Raw genomic sequence first — 25,239 nt, forward strand, 5'->3', positions numbered from 1 at the left:
GGAAACGCATTGCACAGGCCCTTGGGCCAAATCATTATGTGCCCGCGCGTGCCAAGTTGGAGAGAGTTATGATCCCGTCTGCCCAAGTCGCCAAATTCCAGAATGCCCTGCCCTTCTGGATGTCGCTGCTCCTGATCCCGCTGATCTGGATCGCCGCCTCGCTTGGGTCATGGTGGGTGCTGCTGGTGCCCGCCGCCACCTGGTATCTCTTCTCGGCGCTTGATCAGGTCACCGGCCTGAACCTTGAAAATGCCGATCTCGACACCTCGGAGGAAGATCTGTTCTGGTATCGCGCTGTCACGATGATCTGGCCGTTTCTCCAGTTCTTCACGCTGTTCGGCCTGATCTGGTATGCCACGCATACAGATCACCTGTCGGTCGCTGCCAAGATCGGCCTGTTCTTCGGCGTCGGTGTCGTGACCGGAACCATCGGCATCAACTACTCACACGAGTTGATGCACCAGAAAGACAAGCGTGAACGCTGGCTGGCTGACATCCTGTTGTCGATGGTGCTTTATTCCCATTTCCGCACCGAACACCTGCACGGGCACCACATCTATGTCGGCACCCCCCGCGATCCGGTCACGGCCCGTTACAACGAAGGCTTTCACCGCTATTTCCCAAGGGTTCTCTGGCAGGTGCCGGCATCGGCCTTCGCACTTGAAAAACAGAAACTCGCCCGCAAGGGCCTGCCCTGGACCGACCTGTCCAACCCCTTCTTTCGCTACTGGGCCCTACAGGGCGTGATGCTGGTGCTTGCCCTTGTCGTTGGCGGTTGGGTCGGGCTTCTCCTGTTCCTCTGGCAGGCCTACATCGCGATCTGGCAGCTCGAGCTGGTCAACTATGTCGAACACTACGGCCTGACCCGCAAACACCTGGGCGAGGGAAAATACGAACACGTCATGCCGCACCATTCGTGGAATGCCGCGCACAAGGCCTCGAACTGGCTGTTGATCAACCTTCAGCGCCACTCTGACCATCACTACAAGCCCGACCGCCGCTTTCCGCTGCTACAGAACTATACCGATGCCGACGCGCCGCAGTTGCCCTATGGCTATCCGATCATGACCATGGCGGCGATGGTGCCGCCGATCTGGAAACGTGTGATGAACCCGCGCGTGCGCAAATGGCGGGGCATGTACTATCCGGAAATCACGGACTGGCACGCCTACAACAAGGCAAAGACGCCGATGCCGCGTTAAACCTCGTGGTCGCTGGGCCGGCCCAGCGCCCAAACCGTCAGCTTCTGCTCGACCCCGCGAATGTCCTGTTCTTCGAACCTGCGCAGGCCCGCCAGGCATTCGTGGCCGCCTTCGCGGATCACCTCGGCCCGCATTCCATCCGAAATCACCACCCGTGCATTCAGCCCACGGGTCAGGGCCTCAAGACGGCTCGCGATATTGACGGTGTTGCCGACGACCGCGAACTCAAGGCGGTGCGCGCCAATATCCGCAAGAACCGCCGGACCATAGTGAACTCCGAACCCGACACGCAGTGGCGTCTGGCCACGGGCAATGCGGTTGTTGTTCCATTCATCCAGCGCATCCATCATGTCGTGCACGCAGCGCAGCGCATTGATGGCATCATTTTCGGTCGGCTTGGGCGTGCCGAACGTTACCATAAGCCCATCGCCAAGGTATTTGTCCAAGGTGCCGTTGTGGGCAAACACGGACTTTTCCATCAAGCCGTGGAACTCTCGCAACGTCTTGATCACCTCTTCCGGATCACGCGCTGCCGCGTATTCGGTGAAATGCACGATATCGACAAAAAGAACCGCAATATCGTGGCTGCGAATTTGCTTGAGCGGTTCATCGTTTGTCGAAAGCTCCTCAACCACGTTGGGCGAGAAGTAGCGGGACAGGTTGGTGCGCTCGCGTTCAAGCGCCGCGTTCGAACGCAAAAGACGGTTGGACCGGCGCACCGAAACGGCAAGCGTCAGGGCAACAAGGAGGAACAGCACAATTTCCTGAATACGGCGGTCAAACTGAAAGCTGGTCGGATCCATGATATAGGCCATGGCCTCGCGTTCGCCATATGCCGCGCGCACGGCCGCGCTCAGCTCTTCCTGCGGGGCAGCGAACCACCACGACACGAAGGTCGCAAAGGCCCACATACCGGACGTCCAGGTGCCGATCGCAATCACCGTGCGCCAGGAATAGGCCATGGTGCCCAGCGCCAGGATAATGAAGAAGTACTTGAAGTTGTCGAACTGGAACTGCATCGCCTGTGGCCAGTCGTGCACACTCAACGGGTTCGGCACAACCATACCAATCGTCATGATCGCGAGATCGAAGAAGATCAAAAGCAGTTCGACACGCGACAGGCCCACCTTCGCATAACGCAGCATCAGGAAGCCGTTCAAAGCGATCAGCAGCAGGATGCACTCGTAGAACAGAACCTCTGGCCAGGGCACCATGAACAACATCAGAATGCCGACAACGAACATCGCGAACCAGCGCGCCCGCACGGCCATCACAAGCCCTTCGCGTTTGTGATGGGCGATCACGTTTTCGGTGTATTCGTATTCCGGCGTTCCTTCTTCCGGCAGTTCGTAAGACTGGTCCTGAAAAAATCTCATAAGTGGGGATCGCGCCATCGCGTAGGCCTCGCCGGTTGTTCTTGCGAATATAGGACGCAACTACCGCTTTTGAAGAGTCAAAAAACCCCGCCGTGAACCGGCGGGGCAAGTCATGGTGCCACGTGTAAGTCAGTCCACTGGCACCGGCGGTATAAGTTATCTGTAGATCAGTTCGGCCTTTCGGCCATTTCCTCTCGAATCTGCTGACGCAGAACATCGATAGAAACTTTTTTGCCATCCTGCTGGTAGGACCAGTAGGTCCAGCCATTACAGCTCGGCGCCCCCTCAAGGTGGGCTCCGACCTGGTGGATCGACCCTTTGACGTCATCTCCAATCAGCGTGCCATCGGCCCGCACCTTGGCCTTGTGGCGGCCATTGATCGAATAGAGATTTTCGCCGGGTCGCAGCATGCCCCGCTCGACCAGTTGGCCGAAAGGTACACGCGGCGCCGCCCGCTTGCTCGTTGATACCTCGAGGGCTTCACGGTCAAACTTGCGGATGTTCTTGATGCGTTTCTCGGCAACCTTGCGGTAGGCCTCTTCGCGCTCGATACCGATGAAATCACGGCCCAGCATCTTGGCAACCGCACCCGTGGTGCCGGTGCCAAAGAACGGGTCCAGAACGACATCACCCGGATTGGTGGCCCCAACCAGCACACGATGCAGAAGGCTCTCGGGCTTCTGGGTCGGGTGTGCCTTGTCGCCGTTTTCGTCCTTCAGACGCTCATGCCCGGTGCAGATCGGCAGAACCCAGTCGGAACGCATTTGAATACCTTCGTTCAGCGCCTTCAGCGCCTCATAGTTGAAGGTGTATTTCGATCCCTCGTCCTTCGACGCCCAGATCATGGTTTCATGCGCATTGGTGAACCGCTTGCCACGGAAGTTCGGCATCGGGTTCGACTTGCGCCACACCACATCGTTCAGGATCCAGAAGCCCTGGTTCTGCAGTTCCGCCCCAAGACGGAAGATGTTGTGGTAGCTGCCGATCACCCAGATCGCACCGTTCGGCTTGAGCAGGCGGCGCGCCGCCTTGAGCCATTCACGGCTGAACTTGTCATAGGCTGCAAAGCTCGCGAACTGATCCCATTCGTCATCGACGGCGTCGACCTTGGAATTGTCGGGGCGGTGCAAATCGCCCTTGAGCTGGAGGTTATACGGCGGATCCGCAAAGATCAGATCGACCGAATTTTCCGGAAGACTGTTCATCACATCGATGCAGTCACCCGATAATATCTTATTCAACGGGAGCGCGGATGCGCCCTTCGCTTTGGGTTTGGTATTCATGCTCTGCCTCATTAACCGGCGCAATTTTTTGCGCTCTTTGGTTGCCTCTAGGATGAGTCAAAGCGGATTCGCCGTCAAATTGTTTTTTGAATCAGCACCTTACAATTTACTCTTGATACAAGATATTGTGTACCGGCTTGAAGGAACGCCTATGGTGTGGTGTCACACCCAGGTCTACCAGCGCATCTTTGTGTTTTTTCGAGGGATATCCGGCATTTGTTTCCCATCCATAGCCGGGAAACTGTTGCGCCAAACCCCACATGATCCGATCGCGGCAGATTTTTGCAACAATGGACGCGGCCGAAATCGAAAGCGATTTCGCATCCCCTTTCACCACTGCCTCGCATGATCCCGTCAGGCCTCTGGGAATCATATTGCCGTCGATCAACAAGTGGTCCGGTGCCACCGACAACCCCGCCACGGCCCGCTCCATCGCGAGGTGGCTGGCGCGTAGGATGTTCAATTCATCAATCTCTTCCACGCTGGCATGAGCAATCGAAACGTCTGCCGCTTCGAAGATCACTTCATAGAGGGCTTCCCGCTTCTTCGCGCTCAGCGCCTTGGAATCATTCAGCCCCTCTGGGATGTTCTGCGGGTCGAGAACCACCGCCGCCGCGGTCACCGGTCCGGCCAAGGGGCCGCGCCCCACTTCGTCGACGCCCGCAACACGGGTTGCCCCGTTCTTCAGGGCGAGCTGTTCAAGGGAAAAGTCAGGAGTTGTCATGCGGTCCGACAAACAGGATCACCGCGCCGAGCGCAACAAAAAACCCGGACGGCGCCTGCCATCCGGGTCTCAGGGACGAGGGATTGTCCCTTCTGCTCGACCTTAGAAACGTACGATGCGGTAGCCCTTGTTGCGCAGGCAGCGCGGATCGTAACCGCTGCGGAAGCCTTTCGGCGTGTTGGCCTGGGTGCGGCACACCTGCGGCAAGCTTGCGTTATAGCTGTAGTACCGGTTCAGACATTTGCGGTTCACCATCTCGACCTTGCCGGACCATGTCTTGTGTACGAAATGGCACTTGGCCGGCAGGTGATGGCGGTTGCGCGTCTTGTGCGGTTTGTAGTGGTGATGGCGATGCACGGTGTGCTTGTCGTTGTCACTCAGCGCCTTGCCGATGATAAACAGAGTGGCCAGACCAACCGCGATCTTGGCGGCATCATCCGAATCCGCGCGGGCCGGGGCGGCGCTAAAGCTGGTGACGGCGATGGAGGTTGCGAGAACGGCGGCGATGAACTTTCCAGAGATCGAGCGAAACATTGTTTGTCCTTTCAGGTGCGGATCAGGTTGGGCTGGCGTGTCGTGCCAGCAGCTTGTGCAACCAACCTGCGCTCACCCCCTCCAGACAGGCAATAACAGCGCCCTGTTATCCGATAACACGCCCCTGAAGCCCCTATTGTTATTGAATAACCCGCCGTTTCCGCGCAGGTTTGCAGACATGAAACAGATCCGCCTCATAACCCTTGCCGTCGCCCTCTCGGCCCTTCTTCCCGCAGTCGCATCGGCCGCCTGCTACGTCGAATACAAGGCCAAGCGCGACACGCCCTTTACCCTGGTCTATGATGTGGCCCAGGTGAACGGCCCCTGCACCAAGAAGGCCGCCAAGGCCAAGCTGCAGGCCCAGCTTGCCTCGCAGGGCCTGACCCTGCTCAAGGTACTGTCCGTCACCGAACGCTGACCAAGACAAGGGAGAAGGCCTTGGCCGACCAGACAATCCTAGCCGCCGATTCCCGCCGTTCCGGCAACCGTCTCGTGATTGGCGGGCTTGCGGCCATCGTTGCGATCCTCGGCATCGCGGCGATCCTGCTGTTCTTCAACCTGCCTGATGCCAACGCCTTCAACGCCCGTGTCGAGCAGATTTTTGTCGAGAATGACAACCTGACCTCGGATGCCGAGATCAAACTTCTTGAAATCCTCGCGCGCTCCGGCACCGCCTTCTCTGACGTGTTGATGTCCTACCGCGTGGTGATCTTCGTCCTTTTGGTTTTCTCCACCGCCATGCTGATTGCCGCGCTGGTCTTTCTCGTGATGCTGATCGTCATGAATCGCCGAATGGCCACCATCGAACGGTCCGGTATTCAGGTCAGTTCTCTCCTGATCAGCCGCGAAGAGAAAACCGTCTACCTCAACAACATGGGTTTCAAGCTGACCGAGGCCGCGATGGAGACCCTGTCGATCCTGGCCGAGGCGCGGATGGATGACGACGTTCTGAGCGGGGCAGAGATCGAGGCGATCATTTCGGGGAAATCGGCCGCCGACTGCGAAGAAGCCGCCGGTGCCACCCGCATCAAACGCCTGCGGGACGGGCTTGGCAACCAGCTCGTCAGCGAGTTGCTGGTGAAGAATATCGCGCGCAAGGGATACATGCTCTCGATCGACAAAGAGGTGATCCGCGTCCTCTAGGATCACGCCGCCGCACGATCTTTTGACATCCTCTCCCTTGGCAAACAGGCTTGCGATCCTCATCTTTGAAGTTCCCAGGCACCCTTGCGAAAGTGAGACAGGTCATGAACGCTCCACTCCGGGATACCAATCAGGACTATGCCATTCGCATTGACCCCCTAAAGGGGGTTGTTCGGGCGTGGCATGGGGAAACGCTCCTTGCGGAAAGCTCCAACGCCAAGGTGATGTACGAAACGCGGTTAAGCCCGACGATCTATTTCCCGCGCGAAGATGTTTGCATCGACCTCTCCGACCCCAGCCGCCTGCAAACCTTCTGTCCCTTCAAGGGCACGGCGACCTACCGCGATATCCTGTTTGCTGAGAAGACCAAGCCAAACGGCGTCTGGAGCTACGACTCCCCGATGCCTGAGAGCTTCCAGATCGCAGGCCATGTCGGCTTTATGTCAGACACCGAATTGCGCATCGATCTGGGCAGCAACGCGCTGAACCCGCCGAAAGAGGGCAACATCAGCGGCCCGATCGTTGACTGGCTGATGCGCGGGGCCTCAAGCCACAAGACCCCCGAAGACCTGACCCGCGCACTGGCGGAAAAGCTCCTTGAACACGGCGTCGCCATATCCCGCCTTTCGATCATGATCTGGTCCCTTCATCCGATGATCGCGGGCCGTCACTACATCTGGAACAAGGGCGTGGAAGAGCTTTCGACCTTTGCACCGTCCTACGAAATCCATGATCACCCCGCGTTTGTCGACAGCCCGCTTGATCACGTCTCGCGGGGTCTTGGTGGCGTGCGACAGCGCATCGGTCCCGACGCCAAGGACGACCACTATGGAATCATCGCCGACCTGCGGGAACAGGGGGCAACCGACTATGTTGCCATGCCATTGCAGTTCTCGGACGGGCAAACCAATGTCCTGACCCTGACCTGCGATCACCCGGACGGTTTCACCACGGCCAATCTCGGCCTGATCTTCGAATGTAGTGCCATCATCAGCCGCTTGTTCGAGGTGTTCACCCTGCGCGAAAACTCGCAAAGCCTGCTGGAAACCTATATCGGCAAACGTACCGGCGCCCGCGTTCTGGGTGGCGAAATTCGTCGTGGCGATGGGGACGAAATCGATGCCGCCATCATGTTCTGCGATCTGCGCGGCTCCAGCCGGCTGGTCACGGAAATCGGTCAGGGCAGCTATATCGATACTCTCAACCGCTTTTTCGAAACCGCCACGGATGCCGTGCACGAACATGGTGGCGAGGTTCTGAAATTCATCGGTGACGCGGTTCTGGCTGTTTTCCCGGCAGACGGGGATCCCGATCGTGCGCGCGATGAATCCCTGGCCGCCGCCCGCGAGATCGTCTCCCGCCTGTCCAAGCTTGAGGATGTCGCCTTTCCGGTCGAATGCGCCATCGGTCTGGCCTATGGCCGCGTGACCTATGGCAATGTCGGATCGCAGGAGCGTTTGGATTTCACCGTGATCGGTCACGCCGCAAACGTCGCCGCCCGTCTTGGAGATCACGGTAAAACCTGTGGCCACCGTATCGTGGCAACCGCGGATTTCGATGCCCCGGAAAACGCCACCAAGGCGCTGGGGGATGTGATCCTGCACAACGTGCCTGCGCCCGTCACCTGCATCGCCGTCTCGGCCGACCTTTGCTGTTCTGAGTGAACCCGCCGTCCAAGCGGACAAAGGAAAAGGGGCCGCAGCATGTACTGGCGGCCCCTTTCCGTTCGCATTCCGATTGATCAATCTATCGCCAGTTCCGTGATCTCGCGGCGGAACGGCAGGGCATCGCCGATGTCCTCGCCATCCAGTTCACGGGCATAGCGGTGACCGGCGTATGTGGCCCAGGCAATCGGCCCGGGCGCGTTGGCATCGCCGATGATCTTGACCGATTTGATCCCCGCATCCGCCCAATCGGCCTGCCGCGCCTTGAGATCAACAAACACCTCGTTGTTTTCGATCTTCGAGGACACCATGACCACGGCGTCACAGCCAAAATCGACATTGGTATCGGTAAAGCTGCAGTTCGATTTCACATGCCCCTTGGCGATCTCCGAAACACCGCGGTTGAGAACGATGGTCACGCCCATCTCGGCAAGCCGCTTGTGAATGGTGTGCTGCTCAAGCGTGTTGTTGGTCCATTCGCTCAGATAGGCCGCAGGCGTGATGATGGTCACATCGCAGCCTTCCTTGGCCAGAAGCTCTGCAAGCACCCCGCCCATATAGTAGTGGTCATCATCGTAGATCACGACCTTTCCACTTGGCCGTTTGCCATCCATGATGTCATCCGGCGTGAAAATCGGCATGGTCGGATCGGTGGCAAAAGGCACGACATGCTGTCGGCTCACCCCGTCACGGCGCCACTTGGCTCCCGTCGCGATACAGACGTTTTCGAACCCGAATTCAAGGATGCTCTCGGCGTCCAGCGGGCTGTCGAAATAGGTCTCCACGTTCGGCTTCTGGCTGATCTGATACTCGCGGTAATCGACAACGCGCCCCCAGGCCGACAGGCCCGGCAAATGCCGCTCTCGTGCGACACGGCCACCAATCTCTGTCTTGGCCTCGGCGATTGCCACGTCATAGCCACGCTCTGACAACGCCCGCGCCGCTTCGAGACCTGCCGGACCAGAGCCCACCACAAGCACGTTGTCGCTTGTGCCTTTGGCGTTCATCTTCTCGGGGTGCCAGCCCTTGCGCCACTCTTCCATGAAGGTCGGGTTCTGGGTGCATCGGCTGATCGACATCGTCATGTCGCCGGTTATGCAGATGTTGCAGCCGATACACTCGCGAATGTCCTCGATCCGGCCTTCTTCCACCTTCTTGGGCAGAAACGGATCGGCAATCGACGGGCGCGCACATCCGATGAAATCCAGAACCCCCGACTTGATCTGTTTGACCATCACGTCAGGCGAGGTGAACCGCCCGACGCCTACAATCGGCTTTTGCGTGAATTCGTGGATCCCCTTGACCAATTCATGCTGCGCGGCTTCCTCCTTGAAACGACTGGGGCCAGAGCAGTCTTCCCAGGTGCCCTGCGCAAGATCCCAGAGGTCGGGAAGGTCCTTGTTCATTTCGACAAAGTCGCGCACCTCGGCATTGGAAAACCCAAGATCCCCGATGGTCTCGTCCAGGCTGACCCGCAATGTAATGGCAATCTGGTCGCCCACCGCATCGCGAATATCGGCGATCACCTCGTTGACAAAACGCGATCGGTTTTCGAGCGATCCGCCATATTCATCAGTCCGGTGATTGGTGGCGCGGCTCAGGAAGTGCTGGAAAATGCCAAAGCCATGCGCACCATAAAGACAGACCAGATCAAAGCCCGCCATCTTTGACCGTTTGGCCGCATTCACGAACCAGCGGCGCAGATCCCGGATGTCGCTCTTGTCCAGGGCGCGCGCCTGAACCGGATCGTTGGTAAAGGTGCGGATCGGCTGGGCGGATACGGCAAGGGGCACTTCCTTGGTGTATAGGTTCGGCCCGTTCACACCGGAATAGGCAAGCTGGATACCCGCCAGCGCCCCGTGTTCCTTCATCTTTTCCGACATCTTGCGCAGCTGGGGAATGTCCTTGTCTTCCCACAGGCGCAGTTCGATGAAAGGCGTGATCTCCGAGGTGTGGTGCATTTCGCACTGCTCGGTAAAGATCACCCCCCAGCCGCCTTCCGACTTGATGCCGCGCATCGCCGCCGCGGCCGAGGGATCACGATAACCGCCTCCATTACAATGCGGCACCTGATAGAAGCGGTTCTTGGCTGTATGGGGTCCGATCTTCGCCGGTTCGAAAAGTATGTCGTAACGTGGGTCGCGCATCCTGGCCTCCTTCGTAGACTGTGTCGGCAGGCACAAAGAAAGGCGTTTCGAAACGGCCCTTCTCTATACCTCTCAAATTCACTATTATTTCTAAGTTGCGAAAAATGAGGGGTATATACCCCCTAAGAGGTATACCCGCCCGATGGCCGACGTTTCCCAAATCAAACTGGCACGTGCCATCGACACGCTGTCCGGTGACGGCTTCGAAGCCGCGCTCTTTGATTGGCTCGCCTCTGTCTGCCCGCTCGACAATGCCACCATGATCGCCTTTTTCGAGGATCGCGGCCCCGAGGTCTTCTTCTCCAAAGCCGAGGAGCGCCGGGTCTTTGCGCAGCTGGAAAGCGATTATCTCCGCGGGGCCTATCTGCTTGATCCGGTCTATACACTTCACACCGAGGCCGCTGGCGAGGGCCTCTACCGGTTGCTCGACATCGCCCCCGACCAGTTCACCCGCAACGAATACTTCGCGAACTACTACCGGCGCACCACGCTGATTGACGAGTTGATCTTTCTCTCCCGTCCCGCCCCCGGTGTATCGGTGACGATCTGCGTAGGGCGGGATGCCTCTTCCCGCCGCAAGTTTTCTGCCCGCGCCCGTGCCATGATGCAGGACGTGGCCCCGATTGTCGTGTCTCTTGCCAATCGCCACTGGGACAACCTGCGCTCGGAACGCGGGCAGGACGACAGCCAAGTGGCAGAGGGCCTGCGCGCCACCCTCACCAAAAGCCGCGGAATCTCACTCAGCCCAAGACAGGCCGAAATCGCCCTGCTGATTCTCCGTGGCCACTCTTCAACCTCGATCGGCCTCAATCTCGGCATCAGCCCGCAAACCGTGAAAGTCATCCGCAAACAGCTCTATCGCAAGTGTCAAATTTCATCCCAGGCCGAGCTATTCTCGCTCCTTAGCCCTTATTTATTGGGCATTTGACTAGCTTTGAGAAATTTGAAGCAAGGATGAGAAAGACGGTAATTTAACAAAACAAGATCGTGTGGGACGTTTTTGGAAAGACGCGCAAGGGACGCCGAAAGGCTTCTTCAGGCTCAGAATTGGAATGGTAGGCCGCTTCGGCGCCACCCGGCCCGCTTGGTCCATGTGCCAAGTGCCGACATGCTTTTTCTATTCGATGCCCGCTCTACCACTATGAACCTGTGAAAAGGGATGCAGCATATGGCGATTGAAAAAGTAGACACCCTTGTGGTCGGAGGCGGTCAGGCCGGAATCGCCATGAGCGAACATCTCGGCAAGAACGGTATCGAACACCTCGTCCTTGAAAAAAACCGCATTGCCGAAGCGTGGCGCTCGGGCCGCTGGGATTCCCTCGTGGCCAATGGCCCGGCCTGGCACGACCGTTTCCCCAATCTCGAATTCAGCGATTGCGGACCCGACGAATTCCCCGGCAAAGAGCGTGTTGCAGACTATCTGGTCGAATATGCGGGCAAGGTGAACGCCCCCATCCGCACCGGCGTGGAAGTCACGAACGCGGCCCGAACCGCAGATGGAAGCGCCTTTCTGGTCGACACCTCGGAAGGACAGATCGAGGCCAAGCACATCGTCGCCGCCACCGGCGCGTTCCAGACGCCCGTGATCCCTCCCATCGTTCCGGCAGAAGCACAGCTGGAACAGGTACACTCCTTCCACTACCGCAACCCGGAACAACTGCCCGAAGGCGCGGTCATGGTAGTGGGTGCGGGCTCGTCCGGTGCCCAGATCGCCGACGAGTTGAACCGCGCAGGCCGCAAGGTGTTCCTCTCGGTTGGTCCGCACGATCGCCCGCCACGCGCCTATCGCGAACGCGATTTCGTTTGGTGGCTGGGCGTCCTCGGCCTCTGGGATGCCCCTGCCATGAAGCCCGGCACCGAACATGTCACCATCTCGGTCAGCGGGGCCTATGGCGGGCAGACGATGGATTTCCGTCGCCTTGCCGGTGAAGGCGTCACGCTGGTTGGTCTGACGGACAGCTATGAGAATGGAAAGCTGACCTTCAAGGATGACCTTCAGGCCAACGTCGCCGGTGGCGACGCCAACTACAAGGAAATGCTCGATCTGGCCGATGCCTATGTCGCACGCACTGGGATTGACCTTCCCGAGGAACCCGAGGCCCGCAAGGCCTTTCCCGATCCCGACTGCCTGACCAACCCGATCCGCGAACTCGACCTCGCCAAGGAAGGCATCACCTCGATCATCTGGGCCACCGGCTTCCGTCAGGATTTCAGCTGGCTCAAGGTCGATGCCTTCGACGACCGTGGCGCGCCGATCCACCAGCGCGGCGTCTCAAAAGAGCCGGGCATCTATTTCCTTGGCCTGCCGTGGCAATCGCGTCGTGGCTCGACATTCATCTGGGGCGTCTGGCACGATGCAAAACACGTGGCCGACCAGATCGCCATCAAACATGCCTACATGGCCTACAAGGCGCCGTCACAGCGCTGATGGCCCCCTCACCAGACACACTTCTTCAACAAAGGCTCAAACATGGCCCACACACGCATTCGCAAGTTCAACACCAAGGAAACCTATCCTGAACAGAATCTCGACAACGATCTCTGTCAGGCGGTGGTGACGCAGGGCGGCAAAACCGTCTACCTGCGCGGCCAGTGTCCGCAAAACCTTGATGACGCGGTCAATATCGAAAGCCACGACCCGGTCGAACAGACCCACAAGGTGATGCAGAACATCAAGCAGCTGATCGAAGAATGCGGCGGCTCGATGGAACACCTCGTCAAGGTGGTCGTCTACATCACCGACGTGCGCCACCGCGAGGCTGTCTACCGCACCATGGGCGAATACATCAAAGGGGTTCACCCTGTATCGACAGGCCTTGTTGTCCAGGCGCTGGCACGCCCTGAATGGCTGGTGGAAATCGACGGCACCGCCGTCATCCCCGACTGATCTGCAAAGGGGCCACGCGCCCCTTTGTCAGCCTCCCCCCAAGCAACCCTAAGAGGACTTCGACGTGACATTCTCCCTGGTGGCCCGCTGCGCTGAAACCGGCATGTTCGGTATGGCGATTTCATCTTCCTCCCCCGCAGTGGCCGCCCGCTGTGCCTTTGCCCGTGCCGGTGTCGGCGCGGTGGCCTCGCAGAACGTCACCGACCCAAGCCTCGGCCCGCTGGCGCTTGATCTCATGGAAAGCGGGCTGAGCGCCGCCGACGCCATCGCCGAAGTTCAGGCACGCGGCAAGTTCATCGAATACCGTCAGGTCCTCGCGGTTGACCGGAACGGCGCAACGGCCATCCATTCCGGCCCCAACTCACTTGGGATCTGGACGCAGGCCCAGGGCGACAATGTCGCGTCGGGCGGCAACCTTCTTGCCAATGACGGCATCTGTCAGGCCATCGTTGACGGCTTTGTCGGTGCATCCGGCCACATCGGCGACCGCCTGATCGCCGCGATGCGCGCCGGCCTCGCTGCGGGCGGCGAAGCCGGCCCCGTTCACTCGGCCGGCATGAAGATCGTCGACAAGGTAAGCTGGCCCGTCGCCGACCTGCGCTGTGACTGGACCGAAGACTGCCCGATCGAAGCCATCGCAACGGCATGGGACGTCTACAAACCGCAGCTCGAAGCCTACGTGCAACGCGCCCTCGATCCCCGCGAAGCCCCGTCCTACGGCGTGCCCGGCGACGAGTAAGACGCAAAAAACCAGAACAGGAGAGACGCATGCTGGACTATAGCCGCAGCGATTGGAAATCCCGTGCCGACGCGCTGACGTTTCGTGGTCAGGCGTTCATCGACGGCAAGTTTGTCGATGCTCAATCCGGCAAAACCTTCGACAGCATCAACCCCGCCACCGGCGAGATTCTGACCGCCGTCGCGGAAGGCGATGCCGCAGACATTGATCTGGCGGTGGCCGCCGGTCGCCGCGCTTTCGAAGACGGCCGTTGGTCTCGCATGGCACCGGGTGATCGCAAGGCCGTCTTGCTCAGGCTGGCAGAGCTGATCCGCGCCAACCTCGAAGAGATGGCGCTTCTGGACAGCCTCGACATGGGCAAACTGGTGACTGACGCTGCCACCATCGACGCCCCCGGCTCGGCACATTTCTTCCAGTGGTACGCCGAGGCCATCGACAAGGTATACGACGAAGTCGCGCCCACCGGCCCCGGTGACCTCGCCCTCGTCAGCCGCGTGCCGCTTGGCGTTGTCGGTGCTGTCACGCCGTGGAACTTCCCCCTCGATATGGCCACCTGGAAAGCCGCTGCGGCCCTTGCCGCTGGTAACTCCGTTGTCCTGAAGCCTGCCGAACAATCCCCCCTCTCGGCCCTGCGCCTTGCCGAACTCGCCGCCGAAGCAGGCGTGCCCGACGGCGTCTTCAACGTCGTGCCCGGGCACGGTGCAACCGCGGGCCGCGCGCTTGGTCTGCACATGGATGTGGATTGCCTCGCCTTCACCGGCTCCACCGCCATCGGCAAGATGTTCATGCAGTATTCCGGCCAGTCCAACCTCAAACAGGTCTGGCCCGAAACCGGCGGCAAATCCCCAAACCTCGTGTTTGCCGATTGCGAAGATCTCGACGCCGCTGCCGACATGGCCGCCTTTGGCATCTTCTTCAATCAGGGCGAGGTCTGCTCGGCCAACTCGCGTCTCTATGTCGAACGCTCGATCAAGGACGCCTTTGTCGAGAAGATGGTCGCCCGCGCCACCGCCACCCAACCCGGCGATCCGCTCGACCCCGCCTCCAAGATGGGGGCGATTGTCGACGAAAAGCAGACACAGGGCATCATGGGCTTCATCGAGGCGGGCAAACAGACCTCCAACCTTGTTGCCGGTGGCGAGCGTGTCTCGGTCGACGGAAAGGGCTGTTTCGTGCAGCCGACGATCTTTGACGATGTCCGCCACGACGATCCGCTGGCACGTGATGAAATCTTCGGCCCCGTCCTTTCGATCATCCCCTTCGACAGCGAGGAAGAGGCGGTGACGATGGCCAATGACAGCATCTACGGCCTTGCCGCCTCGGTCTGGACCGACAACCTCAGCCGCGCTTGCCGTGTGTCCGAACGCCTGCACGTGGGCACCGTTTCCGTCAACACGGTCGATGCTCTTTCGGCGCAAACGCCCTTTGGCGGCATGAAGCAATCGGGCTTTGGTCGCGATCTCTCTCTGCATTCTCTCGAAAAATACACCGCTCTCAAGACAACTTGGATAAAGTACAAGTCCTGAGCGGACCACTTCACCGGGAGACAGCGCAATGCCCTTCAGATTCACACTTCGCCAACTCGAATATTTCGTGGCCGTGGGAAAGACGGGCAGCATCGCTGCAGCCAGCGAGAAACTGAACGTATCGTCGCCGACAATCTCGGCGTCGATTGCCCAGCTGGAAGCCGAGTTTGCCCTGCCCCTGTTCGTGCGCGAGCATGCCAAGGGGCTGACGCTGACAAAAGGTGGCGAACGCTTTCTGCAGCGCACCGAAGTGATCCTGAAAGACGCCGAGAACCTTTCCGATCTTGCCGGAGAGATCACCGGAAACATTCAGGGCACCCTTTCGGTCGGCTGCCTTGTGACCTTTGCCCAGATCGTCCTGCCATCCCTGCGACGCAAGTTCGAAGATGCCCACCCGACCGCACGCATCGAACAGCGCGAACTCAATCAGGCAGACATCTTCAGCCAGCTGCGCAAAGGGGAACTCGATGTTGCCCTGACCTATGACCTCGACATTCCCCCTGATCTCGATTTCAGCCCGCTGGTCTCGTTGCCGCCCTATATCGCGGTGGCCGAAGATCACCCGCTAGCCAAGTTCAAGGAAATCACCATTGATGCGCTGCGCGGCGAACCCATGGTCCTGCTCGATCTGCCGCACAGCAGTGAATACTTCATGTCATTCTTCCACGAGGCCGGTTTCAAGCCAAACGTGACCGAACGGACCAAGGACATGTCGATCATGCGCAGTCTCGTGGCCAATGGCTTTGGCTTTTCCATTGCCAACGTCCTGCCGCTCAACAACCTGTCGCCGGACGGCAAGGTTCTGCGCTTCATTCCGCTGCCCGCTGACGCGCGCCCGATGCTGATCGGCTTGCTGCGCCCACGGAATGAAACCCCGACCAACACCCTGCAAGCCTTCGCCGATCACTGCCGTGAGATGATCGGCCCCGATCTCCTTGCCAGCGAGATAATTCCCGGCCTGACCGGTTAGAGGACATCCCCCCTTTTCACTTTCAACGGCTCCCCCATGTCACGCACTCTCGAAATTCTCGACCGCCTCATCAGCTTCGACACCGTCAGCCGCAATTCCAATCTCGAGCTGGCCGCCTATGCCGAAGATCTCCTGAAAAACTGCGGGTTTGCCGTCACCCGAATCTCAAGCCCCAATGGAGAGAAAACAGGCCTCTATGCGGAACTCGGCCCCGCCGGAGACGGTGTCATGCTCTCCGCCCATACCGATGTGGTTCCCGTCGACGGTCAGGACTGGACCCGCGATCCCTTCCGCCTCACCCGCGAACAGGATCGTCTTTATGGTCGTGGCACCACCGACATGAAAGGCTATGTCGCCTCCATGCTGTCGGTCGCAGAACGCGCCGCCAAGGCCAACCTGCGCGAGCCCCTGAAACTTGTCCTGTCCTACGACGAGGAAATCGGCTGTGTCGGCATTCAGGAAATGCTGGACCGTGTTGCCCCTCTGGTCGGCCAGCCACGTGCCTGTTTCGTTGGCGAACCCACCGAGATGCAGGTCGCCGTGGGCCACAAGGGCAAGGCCGCCCTGCGCGCCACCTGCTTTGGCCAGAGCGGTCATTCGGCGCTTGCCCCGACCTTCGTCAACGCCCTGCATCTTGCCGCAGACTTCATTGTCGAACTGCGCGATCTGCAACGGCACTACGCCACCAACGGACACCGCGATCCGGCCTATTCCGTGCCCTACACCACCATCCACGCTGGCGTTTTGAACGGCGGCACCGCCCTCAACATCGTGCCGGATCAGGCCACGATCACCTTCGAATACCGGTTTCTCGCCGCCGATCCCGCCCCGGCCATTCTGCGTGCCATCGAAGAGGCAGGCGAGCGCGCAGCGGCCGCCTACCGCAGCCAATGGGACGGTGCGCGGATCGAGATCGAACAATACAACGCCTACCCCGGTCTTGATGTGCCCGACACAGACTGCGTGATCGGCCTCGCGCAGAAACTGGCGCAAACCAATGAAACCACCAAGGTGGCCTTCGGCACAGAGGCCGGTTTCTTCAGCGAGCTGGGCATTCCCACCGTCGTCTGCGGCCCCGGCTCGATGGCGGGTCAGGGGCACAAGCCCGACGAATACCTGGCCCTGTCAGAACTCCAGTCCTGCGACGACATGATGGATCGCATCCTTCGGGACCTGAGCTTCTAACCCCCCCCCGAACGGGTCCCCGCCCACTCGGACACAACACAAAAAAAGCCCCGAAAGACCAAAGCCTTCCGGGGCAGATCTGCTGACGGGGAGTTCAGCGGTTACTTTTTGACGTTGGTCCAGATCTGGTCATAGACCTCCTGCACCTCTTCCGAGCACACCTCGATAAAGACACCCGGACCAGCCTTGGCATGCGGGTTCTTTTCTGGCTGCGTTGCCAGTGACGGATCAAGGAAGGTTTCCACGCCGGTCACGCCCGCGTTGTACTGGGCATAGTTGGTCACAGCGGCGATGTTTTCAGGCTCGAGCAGGAAGTCCATGAACTTGATCGCGCTGTCACGGTTCGGCGCATCCTTCAGCAGCACCACGTTGTCCATCCACGCCACATAGCCCTGAGTCGGATAGGCGTATTCGATGTTGGCACCTTCTTCACGCGCCTTGGCGGCGAAACCGTCATAGATTTGGCCAACGGCCGCATCCCCCGACACCAGCACTTCCTTGGCGGTGTCCGAGTTGAACGAGCTCCAGTGCTGCTTGGCGCCAACCAGCATGGCATTCAGCGCCTTGAGCTGTTCGCGGTCGGTCGAACACTGCGGGATGCCAAGGTGCAGCGCGGCCATCGCCAGAACTTCACCCTGCGAATCCAGCATGTTGATGCGGCCGCTCAGCTCTTTCGGCGGGTTGAACAGGATATCGGTGGTCTGGATGTCGCCACCATAGACATCACGGTTGACCGCAAAGCTGGTCGAGCCCCACTGGTACGGGATCGAGTGTTTGCGACCGGGATCAAAGCTCGGGTCTGCCCAGTTCGCCTGGATGTTGCCCTTGTTCTTCAACTCGCCGTCGGCAATCGTATCGAGCAGACCTTCGCCGGCCATGATCGACACCATGTAGTCACCGGGCACCGCCAGATCATAGGTGCCGATCGCACCGGCCTTGAGCGAAGCCAGCATCGCTTCGTTGCTGTCGTAGGTGTCCATGGTCACTTCAATGCCGGTCTCGGCGGTGAATTTGTCCAGAACCTCCTGCGGCATGTATTCGAACCAGTGATACAGCACCAGTTTGCCTTCGGCGGATGCCGCGCTTGCTGCGACGGTCAGGGCAAGGGCAGCAGCGCCCGATTTCAGAAGGGTTTTCATTGTTCTCTCCACTGTTGATTACTTTGTATTGTCGGATTTGCTCACGAAGTAACTGATCGTGACCATCAGGACGGACACGCCCAGCAGCATGGTCGAAATCGCCATGATATTGGGTTTCATGCCCTGCTTGACCGATCCGAAGATCGCGGTGGGCAGGGTCTCAACACCGGCGCCCTTGACGAAGTTCGTGATGATGAAATCGTCCAGCGACACGATGAATGCCAGGATGAAGCCCGAGATGATGCCAGGCATCATCAGCGGCACGAGGATCTTGGTAAAGGCCTGCCGCTTAGTCGCATAGAGATCAAGCGCCGCCTGTTCATAAGTATCCTCGACCCCCTGCATCCGCGCCGAGATCGGCAGATAGGCAAAGGGGATGCAAAAGGCCGTATGCGCCAGGATGATCGTCATCAGCCCCCGATCAAACCCGATCGAGTTGAAAAAGATCAGCGTGGCCACAGCCGTCACAATTTCCGGCACCATCAGTGGCAGGCTGATCAGGCCAAAGGACACTGTGCGCAGCTTGAACTTGCCGCCACGGATCATTGCCGTCGCCGCCAGCGTCGCGATCATGGTCGAAACCGTGGCTGCGATGATTGCAATGACAAAGCTGTTCAAGGCAGCGATCTTGAACTTCTCGCTTTCCGGGCCGGTGAACACATCCACGTACCAGCGCAGCGAAATGCCTTCCCAGTTGGTCAACGAGACCGAGGCGTTGAAACTGTAGATCGTCACCACCACCAGCGGGGCATAAAGCACCAGCAGGCAAAGCATCGTGATCGCCTTGAAGCCACCATAGGTCTTGATGTCGAACTTTGCAGATTTGGACGTCGCCATTGCTTATCCCTCCGCTTTCTCGGCCCGCGCCTGTTGCCGCGCGTAAAGCAGCAACAGCACCAGCACCATTGTCATCAGGATCATCGAAGCCGCCGCACCGAACGGCCAGTTGCCTGCGTTCCCCTTGAACTGTTCCTCGATCAAGGAGCCGATCATAAAGTTCTTCGCACCGCCCAGCAGGTCAGGCGCAAGGAACGACCCCATCGAAGGCACGAAAACAAGGATACACCCCGCGATCACCCCCGGCTTTACCGCCGGCAAAAGCACCCGGCGCAGCGTGACCCACTTTGTCGCGTAAAGGTCCGCCGCAGCTTCAGACAGCGAGAAGTTATAGCGTTCCACCGCCGCATAGATCGGCAGAACCATGAAGGGCAGATAGGAATAGAACAGGCCCAGCTGCACGGCAAAGTTGGTATTGACGATATGGATCGGACTGTCGATCAGCCCGATGTTGATCAGAAAGTCATTCAACGGCCCCTGATCACGCAGCAGGAACTTCATGCTCACGGTGCGGATCAGAAGGTTGACCCAATAAGGAATGGTGATCAGGAACACCCACATCGGACGGGTATGTTCAGGCCGCGTTGCGATGAAATAGGCCGTCGGGAAACCGATTGCGAGGCTCAGAAGCGTAGCCGTCCCGGCCTGCCAGATCGACCGCCAGAAGATCTGCAGATAGGTCCATTCGATTGTGCAAGGCTCATCCCCGAACAGGCCCCGATCACAGAAAAACTGGTCATAGGCCGCGAGACTGAACTCCCAGATCACCCCGCCCCTGAACTCTTTGGTCAGGAAGGAATAGACCAGCATCATCGCCACGGGCGCGAGAACAAGGATGCTCAAAGTCACCCATGCCGGCATCAAAAGCCAGGTCCGCGCCTCCTTGTAGGTGTCGGTGGTTGCGCTGCCGCCGCTTGCCGCCCCGCCCGCCATCAGTCAATCAGGAGGCGCGCCGCCCCCTTCTCCATGTTGACGAACATGTCGGTGCCCGGTTCGAAAATCCGCTTGTTGCCACGATCCGAATTCGACGTCCGCACGACGAAATCGGGCGCATCATCCAGCTCGACGATGGTCGAGATGTCGGTGCCGATAAAGATGTTCTCCTTGACGCGCCCATGCAGGCTACCGTCTTTCTCCGGCTCGTTCGACATGTAAAGACGCTCGGGCCGGATCGACATGTGCACCTTGGAGCCAACGCCGATCCCGTCAACCGCATCACAGGTCAGTTCATGCCCACCACCCAGATGACAGACCGCCCGCCCGCTTTCGATCTTGTCGACCGACACTTCCAGCAGGTTTGTCTCGCCGATGAAATCTGCGACGAACATGTTACGCGGACGTTCGTAAATGTCGGTCGGCGCACCAAGCTGCTGCAACTCACCCGCCGACATTACCGCGATCCGGTCTGACATGGTCAGGGCTTCTTCCTGATCGTGGGTCACGAAGATAAAGGTGATGCCCGTTTCACGCTGCAAATGCTTTAGCTCGAGCTGCATCGCCTTGCGCAGTTTCAGATCAAGCGCCGAAAGCGGCTCATCAAGCAAGAGAACCTTGGGGCGTGGCGCCAGCGCACGCGCCAGCGCCACACGCTGCTGCTGGCCGCCCGAGAGCTGAGACGGCTTGCGGGCAGCGAATTGGCTAAGTTGCACGAGCTCCAGCATCTCGCCCGCCCGCGCCCGGGCTTCCGATTTCGAGCTTCCGCGCATTTCGAGGCCGAAGGCCACGTTGTCGAGAATGGTCAGATGCGGGAACAGCGCATAGTTCTGGAACACGGTGTTCACCGGCCGCTTGTTGGGCGGCAGGTTCTCGATCTCGTCGCCGTAGAGGAAAATCTCGCCCTCGGTCACATCTTCAAAACCGGCAATCATCCGCAAAAGCGTGGTCTTCCCACAGCCCGACGGACCCAGCAGCGTGAAGAACTCATTGTCCCTGATCGACAGCGAAATCTGTTTCAACGCGGTGAAGTCACCGTATCGTTTCACAGCATCTCTCACTTCGATCGCGTTCGTGTCGTTTCCTGACAATTGCGCCTCCATGCTCACGCGAACCTTTCACATGACAATAATTCACGGGCGACAGGCGCAGAAATTACTAAGTTTCGCAGTCGACGTTAGGCGCTAACTAAGCAAGTTAATGGCCCTCATAAGTCTATGAAAACGCCACGTATTCCAAGAATTAATCACTTTGGAGACAGAGGTCCGCCACGGCGGCTACACCACCGAAATAGGATATGCCTACGCCATGACCACATCCCTCGGCTAAGCCAATGAGATCGCGGCCCATGCGCGGACCAAGGGGGATTCGCAGCCTGTTTTTCAGAGAGCGATTGGCGTCTTTCCGGCAGAAATTCCCAGAAGGTCATCGACGATTTTCCGGAACAAACCGATCACGTCTGGCAACAGGTCATCGGGAAAACCATAGTCCGGATTGTGCAACTGCGGCTGCCCTTCTCCCGACCCGACATAGACCATGGCCGCAAGGGCACCGTCGTCGCCAAACCGGCCAAAGTCCTCTGACCAGCGCATCGGCACGTCCATCTCGTGCGTCGCAAGCGCAATCGACTTGGCTGCGGTGCGGGCAATCTCGGTGGCCCCGGCATCGTTGACCACCGACCGGAACACGTCATGCCACTGCACCTCGACCCGCAGGTCGCCACGCACCCGTTCGACCTCGGCCAGCGCATCGGCAATAACCGTCTCCATCCGCTCGTTCGACATGGTGCGCAGCGTTACGCGCAGCTCGCCATCCGCGGGCGCAATGCCAAAGGTCGGCTCTCCCAAGGCGGCATGGGTCAGCGTCGCAAGCGCAAAATCCTCCTCCCCGATCACGCCCTGGCTCAGGGCAGGCAGACGTGCCATCAATGACGCCATCGCCGACGCCGGAGACAGCCCATCCTCGGGCGCGGCCGCATGAGAGCTGCGGCCTTCGAACAGGATCTGCATTCCCCGAGAGGCACAATTCCCTGCCCCGGCCCGCAGCCCGACCTCGCCCAGCGGACGACCCGGCACGTTGTGATAGGCAAAGGCATAGTCCGGCCGGATTTCCGGCCAGCGCGGGTCTTCGATCACGGCCTTGGCTCCGGCTCCGGTTTCTTCGGCCGGTTGGAACAACAGGATAACGCGCCCTTTCGCTGGCCGCTTGGCAAGATGCATCGCCACGCCAAGGATCGACACCATGTGCCCGTCATGCCCACACAGATGCCCCTTGCCCTCGATCTCGGACACGTAGGGCAGGTCACTGATCTCACGGATCGGCAACCCGTCCAGTTCGCACCGTAGCAAAACCGTCGGGCCATCCTCCCGCCCGGCAAACTCGGCCGCGACGCCATGGCCCCCCAGACCCCGCCAGATACGATCCGCCCCCAGCGCCTCAAGCTCCTGTGCGATACGCTCGGCGGTCCAGGCCTCCTCTCCCGAAACCTCCGGATGTCGATGCAACTCATGGCGCAGCGCGATCAACGCCGACATCTGATCCTTGGAAAGCGCGACCATCCCAACCTCTTCCGATATTCCGTTACCCAAAGCAGACCGATGTCTCCGACATCCGGCCCCGACGGTCAGAGGAGACCTAGCCGTCGGGAAAAGGCAATCGGAAAATTCCGATCTCGTGGTCGAGACCGCGGATCGCATGATCCCCAAGCGCCTCGACCTGCGCCGAAACATGCCGGGCGACATCCGCCGTCAACAGGCAGGTCTCGTCCTTCTCCTTGCATAAGCCCTGAACCCGCGCCGCGACATTCACCGCCGGGCCGACAACCGTGAAATCCAGCCGGCCCGGGCTTCCGATGTTGCCAAATGTCACCTCGCCAAAGTCCACGCCAATCACAAAGGCGATCTCTTCGCCCCCGTCACGGCGGCGGGCCGCGTTATACTCCTGCAAGTTGCCCATTGACCGCGACGCGGCCGAAACCGCCGCTTCGCAGGCCTGTGCAGCCCCTGTTTTATCCTCGAAAACAGCCAGCACACCATCGCCCATGAACTTCAGGACATCGCCGCCCGCATCCTGCACAGGGCCAACAACCATCTCAAAATAGTCGCCCATCACTTCAAGCAGCCGCGCTTCCGTCCAGGTTTCCGATTTGGCCGTGAACCCCCGCAAATCCGCAAACAGGATCGCCGCGGACACCGTCTTGTGCTCGCCACGCCGGATATGTCCCTGCCCGATCTCCCGCGCCGGACCGTCCCCAAGGTAGGTCTGCAACAGGCTGACCTGCGACTTGCGCATGGCAATCGGCTCAAGCGCAGAGGCCAGCGCGTGTCGCGTGGCTTCGATCATCGCCACCTGTGCGTCGGTGAAACCGTCCGGGCCTGTTGTAGAAAAACTGGTACCCTGCACCGCGCCATCGCCGTACTCCAGCGGCATGGCAAGGAAATCCGTCACCCCATTTTCCGCCAACTCGACATAGACGCTGTGGGCATCGGACAAATCCATATCCATCAATCGCTTTCGCAGGCTGGAACGCGTTGCGACGACATGCTCGAACGGGCTTCCCCTCCAAGCCTGCGTATCCAGAATTCCGGCGTCAACCGTATAGGTCTGCGTGCCCTCGGGTGCCCAGATGATCCCCCACGCGCTGATCAGAGGGTTGGAATAGCGTTGCCCGATCCGCACCCGCGACAGGGGAATGCCCATGCGCTGAAGGCTCTCGCAATAGGTCGAAACGATCTGGATTTCATCGCCAAGCAGCCGCCCGTCCGAGATCAGCCAACCATTCAACGCGTCTATCGATTGCATCTTGCACACCTCTGCGCCCGAAACCACAGAAGCCGCGCCCATCTGGTCGCGGCTTCCCGTTCAAGAACAATAGCCGGTTTGCGTCATCGCAAGAACCGCAAAATCAGCCGACGATCAACTGCTTCAACTGAAGGGCTTCATGTTCCAGCTCGGTCAGCCGGAAATTGACGACGTCGCCAATCGTGACCATGCCAACCAGTTTGCCGTCATCCGTCACCGGCATGTGGCGGAAACGGCCGGCAGTCATGCGCTGCAACACCGAGATCAGCGCCTCGTCAGGGCTACAGGTCTCGACTTCCCTGGTCATCACGTCCTTGACAAGCTGGGGCAGGGTCTGGCCAGGCGTATCCGCCAGCTTGCGCACGATGTCACGTTCCGACAGCAGGCCACACAAGGCCCCACTCGCATCCGTGGCCAGCACGGCACCAATGCCCTTGTCGCGCAGCAGTTCAACCGCCTGATGCAGCGTTTCGTCAGGATTGATCGTGAACACCGCGTTGCCCTTGCCCGCGAGAATGGCCGCCACGGTCGCCATGCCGGACTGAGTGTTGGACGAGGCGCTCTGGCTCTGGCTGCTTTGCTTGGCTTGGTCTTGGCGCTTCGGTGCCTGGTAAGATGCTGGCATACGGCTATTCCTTCACGATTGTCATTTCTTTCAGCCTGCCGCATAACCCCCACTCAGGTAAAGTGGAGATTGGCGTGACCGGGATAACCCTGCCCCCCCTTGTCGCAACGGTGCTGTTCGTGTTGGCCTGCCTGTCCGGCTACCAGTATCGCCGGGTGTGGAAAACCGAAGGGCCGCGCTGGCAGCTTTGGCTCTATGGCCTGTTTACGGCCATCGCCCTTCTGGTGCTTGGATTTGTTCCGCTGTCCACGGTGAGCTAGGCGCGTTACGCCTCGCTCTGCATCTGGTCCATCATCTTCTTGGCGCGCGGGCATTGCAGACGCTCGCGCAGGGGGCTGTCAGGGTCGATATCCTTGCTGCACACAACGCATTTGTCTGCGCCGCTGATTGCATTCAGGCCACCACAGCTTCCCTTGATCGATTTGTTCATCAGGATCACGCCAAGGGCCATGCCCAGCATGATGAGAAGCAACAATCCGAATGCAAAGAGAAACGTGGTCATATCGCCCTGTCCCGTGAACTAG

25 protein-coding genes are annotated in these 25,239 nt (G+C 59.5%); 12 read left to right on the forward strand and 13 right to left on the reverse strand.

Going from position 1 to position 25,239, the window contains the following annotated elements; genetic code table 11:
* Positions 1-68: 68 nt before the first annotated feature.
* A complete protein-coding gene (locus NNA36_RS03090) occupies positions 69-1,202 on the forward strand; it encodes an alkane 1-monooxygenase (RefSeq protein ID WP_255104106.1) in 1,134 nt (377 codons plus the stop codon).
* Here the strand turns inward: NNA36_RS03090 and NNA36_RS03095 are convergent.
* The 4 genes from NNA36_RS03095 to NNA36_RS03110 all read right to left on the reverse strand — a co-directional run bounded on the left by NNA36_RS03095 (position 1,199) and on the right by NNA36_RS03110 (position 5,119).
* Positions 1,199-2,578: an adenylate/guanylate cyclase domain-containing protein gene (locus NNA36_RS03095; protein ID WP_255104108.1), complete on the reverse strand. Its 1,380-nt coding sequence runs from the start codon at positions 2,576-2,578 to the stop codon at positions 1,199-1,201. The two genes, NNA36_RS03090 and NNA36_RS03095, sit on opposite strands and share 4 nt — an antisense overlap.
* A 167-nt stretch (positions 2,579-2,745) precedes the next feature.
* Positions 2,746-3,861, reverse strand: a complete 1,116-nt coding sequence (locus tag NNA36_RS03100; protein ID WP_255104110.1) for a site-specific DNA-methyltransferase — start codon at positions 3,859-3,861, stop codon at positions 2,746-2,748.
* Positions 3,862-3,967: 106 nt separating this feature from the next.
* Complete coding sequence (locus NNA36_RS03105; protein ID WP_255104112.1) at positions 3,968-4,585, reverse strand: ribonuclease HII; 618 nt, start codon at positions 4,583-4,585, stop codon at positions 3,968-3,970.
* A 102-nt stretch (positions 4,586-4,687) separates the two neighbouring features.
* The gene (locus NNA36_RS03110; protein WP_255104115.1) at positions 4,688-5,119 is read right to left on the reverse strand and encodes a hypothetical protein; all 432 of its coding nucleotides are present in this window, start codon (positions 5,117-5,119) and stop codon (positions 4,688-4,690) included.
* 178 nt (positions 5,120-5,297) lie between these two features.
* On the opposite strand from NNA36_RS03110, the gene NNA36_RS03115 reads away from it, so the two are divergent.
* The 3 genes from NNA36_RS03115 to NNA36_RS03125 all read left to right on the forward strand — a co-directional run bounded on the left by NNA36_RS03115 (position 5,298) and on the right by NNA36_RS03125 (position 7,926).
* The gene (locus NNA36_RS03115) at positions 5,298-5,537 is read left to right on the forward strand and encodes a hypothetical protein (RefSeq protein WP_255104117.1); all 240 of its coding nucleotides are present in this window, start codon (positions 5,298-5,300) and stop codon (positions 5,535-5,537) included.
* Positions 5,538-5,557: 20 nt separating this feature from the next.
* On the forward strand, positions 5,558-6,262 hold the full coding sequence (locus tag NNA36_RS03120; RefSeq protein WP_255104119.1) for a hypothetical protein: 705 nt from the start codon (positions 5,558-5,560) through the stop codon (positions 6,260-6,262).
* A gap of 104 nt (positions 6,263-6,366) precedes the next feature.
* Positions 6,367-7,926, forward strand: a complete 1,560-nt coding sequence (locus NNA36_RS03125) for a DUF427 domain-containing protein (protein ID WP_255104120.1) — start codon at positions 6,367-6,369, stop codon at positions 7,924-7,926.
* Positions 7,927-8,003: 77 nt separating this feature from the next.
* Here the strand turns inward: NNA36_RS03125 and NNA36_RS03130 are convergent, their stop codons facing one another.
* Complete coding sequence (locus NNA36_RS03130) at positions 8,004-10,073, reverse strand: NAD(P)-binding protein (RefSeq protein ID WP_255104121.1); 2,070 nt, start codon at positions 10,071-10,073, stop codon at positions 8,004-8,006.
* A 142-nt stretch (positions 10,074-10,215) separates the two neighbouring features.
* Here NNA36_RS03130 and NNA36_RS03135 point away from each other — a divergent pair, with 142 nt between their 5' ends.
* From NNA36_RS03135 to argE, 7 genes are all read left to right on the forward strand, one after another.
* Entirely contained in the window at positions 10,216-11,001 is a 786-nt protein-coding gene (locus tag NNA36_RS03135) for a helix-turn-helix transcriptional regulator (protein ID WP_255104122.1), read from the forward strand.
* A 240-nt stretch (positions 11,002-11,241) separates the two neighbouring features.
* The gene (locus NNA36_RS03140) at positions 11,242-12,501 is read left to right on the forward strand and encodes an NAD(P)/FAD-dependent oxidoreductase (protein WP_255104123.1); all 1,260 of its coding nucleotides are present in this window, start codon (positions 11,242-11,244) and stop codon (positions 12,499-12,501) included.
* 42 nt (positions 12,502-12,543) lie between these two features.
* Positions 12,544-12,960: a RidA family protein gene (locus NNA36_RS03145; protein WP_255104124.1), complete on the forward strand. Its 417-nt coding sequence runs from the start codon at positions 12,544-12,546 to the stop codon at positions 12,958-12,960.
* 64 nt (positions 12,961-13,024) lie between these two features.
* Positions 13,025-13,699: a DUF1028 domain-containing protein gene (locus NNA36_RS03150; RefSeq protein ID WP_255104125.1), complete on the forward strand. Its 675-nt coding sequence runs from the start codon at positions 13,025-13,027 to the stop codon at positions 13,697-13,699.
* Between the two features lie 29 nt (positions 13,700-13,728).
* Entirely contained in the window at positions 13,729-15,225 is a 1,497-nt protein-coding gene (locus NNA36_RS03155; RefSeq protein WP_255104126.1) for an aldehyde dehydrogenase, read from the forward strand.
* Between the two features lie 28 nt (positions 15,226-15,253).
* Positions 15,254-16,195 carry a LysR substrate-binding domain-containing protein gene (locus tag NNA36_RS03160; RefSeq protein WP_255104128.1) on the forward strand — a complete coding sequence of 314 codons (942 nt, stop codon included), beginning with the start codon at positions 15,254-15,256 and terminating at the stop codon, positions 16,193-16,195.
* Positions 16,196-16,231: 36 nt separating this feature from the next.
* On the forward strand, positions 16,232-17,380 hold the full coding sequence (gene argE / locus NNA36_RS03165) for an acetylornithine deacetylase (protein WP_255104130.1): 1,149 nt from the start codon (positions 16,232-16,234) through the stop codon (positions 17,378-17,380).
* 101 nt (positions 17,381-17,481) lie between these two features.
* Here argE and NNA36_RS03170 read toward each other — a convergent pair whose 3' ends face one another.
* From NNA36_RS03170 to NNA36_RS03200, 7 genes are all read right to left on the reverse strand, one after another.
* Positions 17,482-18,519 (reverse strand): extracellular solute-binding protein, encoded by a 1,038-nt coding sequence (locus tag NNA36_RS03170; RefSeq protein ID WP_255104132.1) that lies wholly within the window; start codon positions 18,517-18,519, stop codon positions 17,482-17,484.
* Positions 18,520-18,537: 18 nt separating this feature from the next.
* Complete coding sequence (locus NNA36_RS03175; RefSeq protein ID WP_255104134.1) at positions 18,538-19,356, reverse strand: ABC transporter permease; 819 nt, start codon at positions 19,354-19,356, stop codon at positions 18,538-18,540.
* A gap of 3 nt (positions 19,357-19,359) precedes the next feature.
* Positions 19,360-20,289 (reverse strand): ABC transporter permease, encoded by a 930-nt coding sequence (locus NNA36_RS03180; RefSeq protein ID WP_255104136.1) that lies wholly within the window; start codon positions 20,287-20,289, stop codon positions 19,360-19,362.
* Complete coding sequence (locus NNA36_RS03185; protein WP_255104392.1) at positions 20,289-21,392, reverse strand: ABC transporter ATP-binding protein; 1,104 nt, start codon at positions 21,390-21,392, stop codon at positions 20,289-20,291. Before NNA36_RS03185 ends, NNA36_RS03180 begins: the two co-directional genes overlap by 1 nt.
* 279 nt (positions 21,393-21,671) lie before the next feature.
* On the reverse strand, positions 21,672-22,847 hold the full coding sequence (locus NNA36_RS03190; RefSeq protein WP_255104138.1) for an amidohydrolase: 1,176 nt from the start codon (positions 22,845-22,847) through the stop codon (positions 21,672-21,674).
* A 76-nt stretch (positions 22,848-22,923) separates the two neighbouring features.
* Positions 22,924-24,090 (reverse strand): adenylate/guanylate cyclase domain-containing protein, encoded by a 1,167-nt coding sequence (locus NNA36_RS03195; protein ID WP_255104139.1) that lies wholly within the window; start codon positions 24,088-24,090, stop codon positions 22,924-22,926.
* A 103-nt stretch (positions 24,091-24,193) separates the two neighbouring features.
* Positions 24,194-24,715 carry a CBS domain-containing protein gene (locus tag NNA36_RS03200; protein ID WP_255104140.1) on the reverse strand — a complete coding sequence of 174 codons (522 nt, stop codon included), beginning with the start codon at positions 24,713-24,715 and terminating at the stop codon, positions 24,194-24,196.
* Positions 24,716-24,789: 74 nt separating this feature from the next.
* Between NNA36_RS03200 and NNA36_RS03205 the strand changes: the two genes are divergently transcribed.
* Positions 24,790-24,975 carry a hypothetical protein gene (locus NNA36_RS03205; protein ID WP_255104141.1) on the forward strand — a complete coding sequence of 62 codons (186 nt, stop codon included), beginning with the start codon at positions 24,790-24,792 and terminating at the stop codon, positions 24,973-24,975.
* A 5-nt stretch (positions 24,976-24,980) separates the two neighbouring features.
* Here the strand turns inward: NNA36_RS03205 and nqrM are convergent, their stop codons facing one another.
* On the reverse strand, positions 24,981-25,217 hold the full coding sequence (gene nqrM, locus NNA36_RS03210) for a (Na+)-NQR maturation NqrM (RefSeq protein WP_255104142.1): 237 nt from the start codon (positions 25,215-25,217) through the stop codon (positions 24,981-24,983).
* Positions 25,218-25,239 lie beyond the last annotated feature (22 nt).

This window comes from Shimia sp. CNT1-13L.2, assembly GCF_024331145.1.
Classification (GTDB): Bacteria; Pseudomonadota; Alphaproteobacteria; order Rhodobacterales; family Rhodobacteraceae; genus Shimia.

Coding starts and splice junctions, on each gene's coding strand:
- NNA36_RS03090 (WP_255104106.1), top strand. CDS start 69: ATGATCCCGTCTGCCCAAGTCGCCAAATTCCAGAATGCCCTGCCCTTC.
- NNA36_RS03095 (WP_255104108.1), bottom strand. CDS start 2,578: ATGAGATTTTTTCAGGACCAGTCTTACGAACTGCCGGAAGAAGGAACG.
- NNA36_RS03100 (WP_255104110.1), bottom strand. CDS start 3,861: ATGAATACCAAACCCAAAGCGAAGGGCGCATCCGCGCTCCCGTTGAAT.
- NNA36_RS03105 (WP_255104112.1), bottom strand. CDS start 4,585: ATGACAACTCCTGACTTTTCCCTTGAACAGCTCGCCCTGAAGAACGGG.
- NNA36_RS03110 (WP_255104115.1), bottom strand. CDS start 5,119: ATGTTTCGCTCGATCTCTGGAAAGTTCATCGCCGCCGTTCTCGCAACC.
- NNA36_RS03115 (WP_255104117.1), top strand. CDS start 5,298: ATGAAACAGATCCGCCTCATAACCCTTGCCGTCGCCCTCTCGGCCCTT.
- NNA36_RS03125 (WP_255104120.1), top strand. CDS start 6,367: ATGAACGCTCCACTCCGGGATACCAATCAGGACTATGCCATTCGCATT.
- NNA36_RS03130 (WP_255104121.1), bottom strand. CDS start 10,073: ATGCGCGACCCACGTTACGACATACTTTTCGAACCGGCGAAGATCGGA.
- NNA36_RS03135 (WP_255104122.1), top strand. CDS start 10,216: ATGGCCGACGTTTCCCAAATCAAACTGGCACGTGCCATCGACACGCTG.
- NNA36_RS03140 (WP_255104123.1), top strand. CDS start 11,242: ATGGCGATTGAAAAAGTAGACACCCTTGTGGTCGGAGGCGGTCAGGCC.
- NNA36_RS03145 (WP_255104124.1), top strand. CDS start 12,544: ATGGCCCACACACGCATTCGCAAGTTCAACACCAAGGAAACCTATCCT.
- NNA36_RS03155 (WP_255104126.1), top strand. CDS start 13,729: ATGCTGGACTATAGCCGCAGCGATTGGAAATCCCGTGCCGACGCGCTG.
- NNA36_RS03160 (WP_255104128.1), top strand. CDS start 15,254: ATGCCCTTCAGATTCACACTTCGCCAACTCGAATATTTCGTGGCCGTG.
- argE (WP_255104130.1), top strand. CDS start 16,232: ATGTCACGCACTCTCGAAATTCTCGACCGCCTCATCAGCTTCGACACC.
- NNA36_RS03170 (WP_255104132.1), bottom strand. CDS start 18,519: ATGAAAACCCTTCTGAAATCGGGCGCTGCTGCCCTTGCCCTGACCGTC.
- NNA36_RS03175 (WP_255104134.1), bottom strand. CDS start 19,356: ATGGCGACGTCCAAATCTGCAAAGTTCGACATCAAGACCTATGGTGGC.
- NNA36_RS03180 (WP_255104136.1), bottom strand. CDS start 20,289: ATGGCGGGCGGGGCGGCAAGCGGCGGCAGCGCAACCACCGACACCTAC.
- NNA36_RS03185 (WP_255104392.1), bottom strand. CDS start 21,392: ATGGAGGCGCAATTGTCAGGAAACGACACGAACGCGATCGAAGTGAGA.
- NNA36_RS03190 (WP_255104138.1), bottom strand. CDS start 22,847: ATGGTCGCGCTTTCCAAGGATCAGATGTCGGCGTTGATCGCGCTGCGC.
- NNA36_RS03195 (WP_255104139.1), bottom strand. CDS start 24,090: ATGCAATCGATAGACGCGTTGAATGGTTGGCTGATCTCGGACGGGCGG.
- NNA36_RS03200 (WP_255104140.1), bottom strand. CDS start 24,715: ATGCCAGCATCTTACCAGGCACCGAAGCGCCAAGACCAAGCCAAGCAA.
- nqrM (WP_255104142.1), bottom strand. CDS start 25,217: ATGACCACGTTTCTCTTTGCATTCGGATTGTTGCTTCTCATCATGCTG.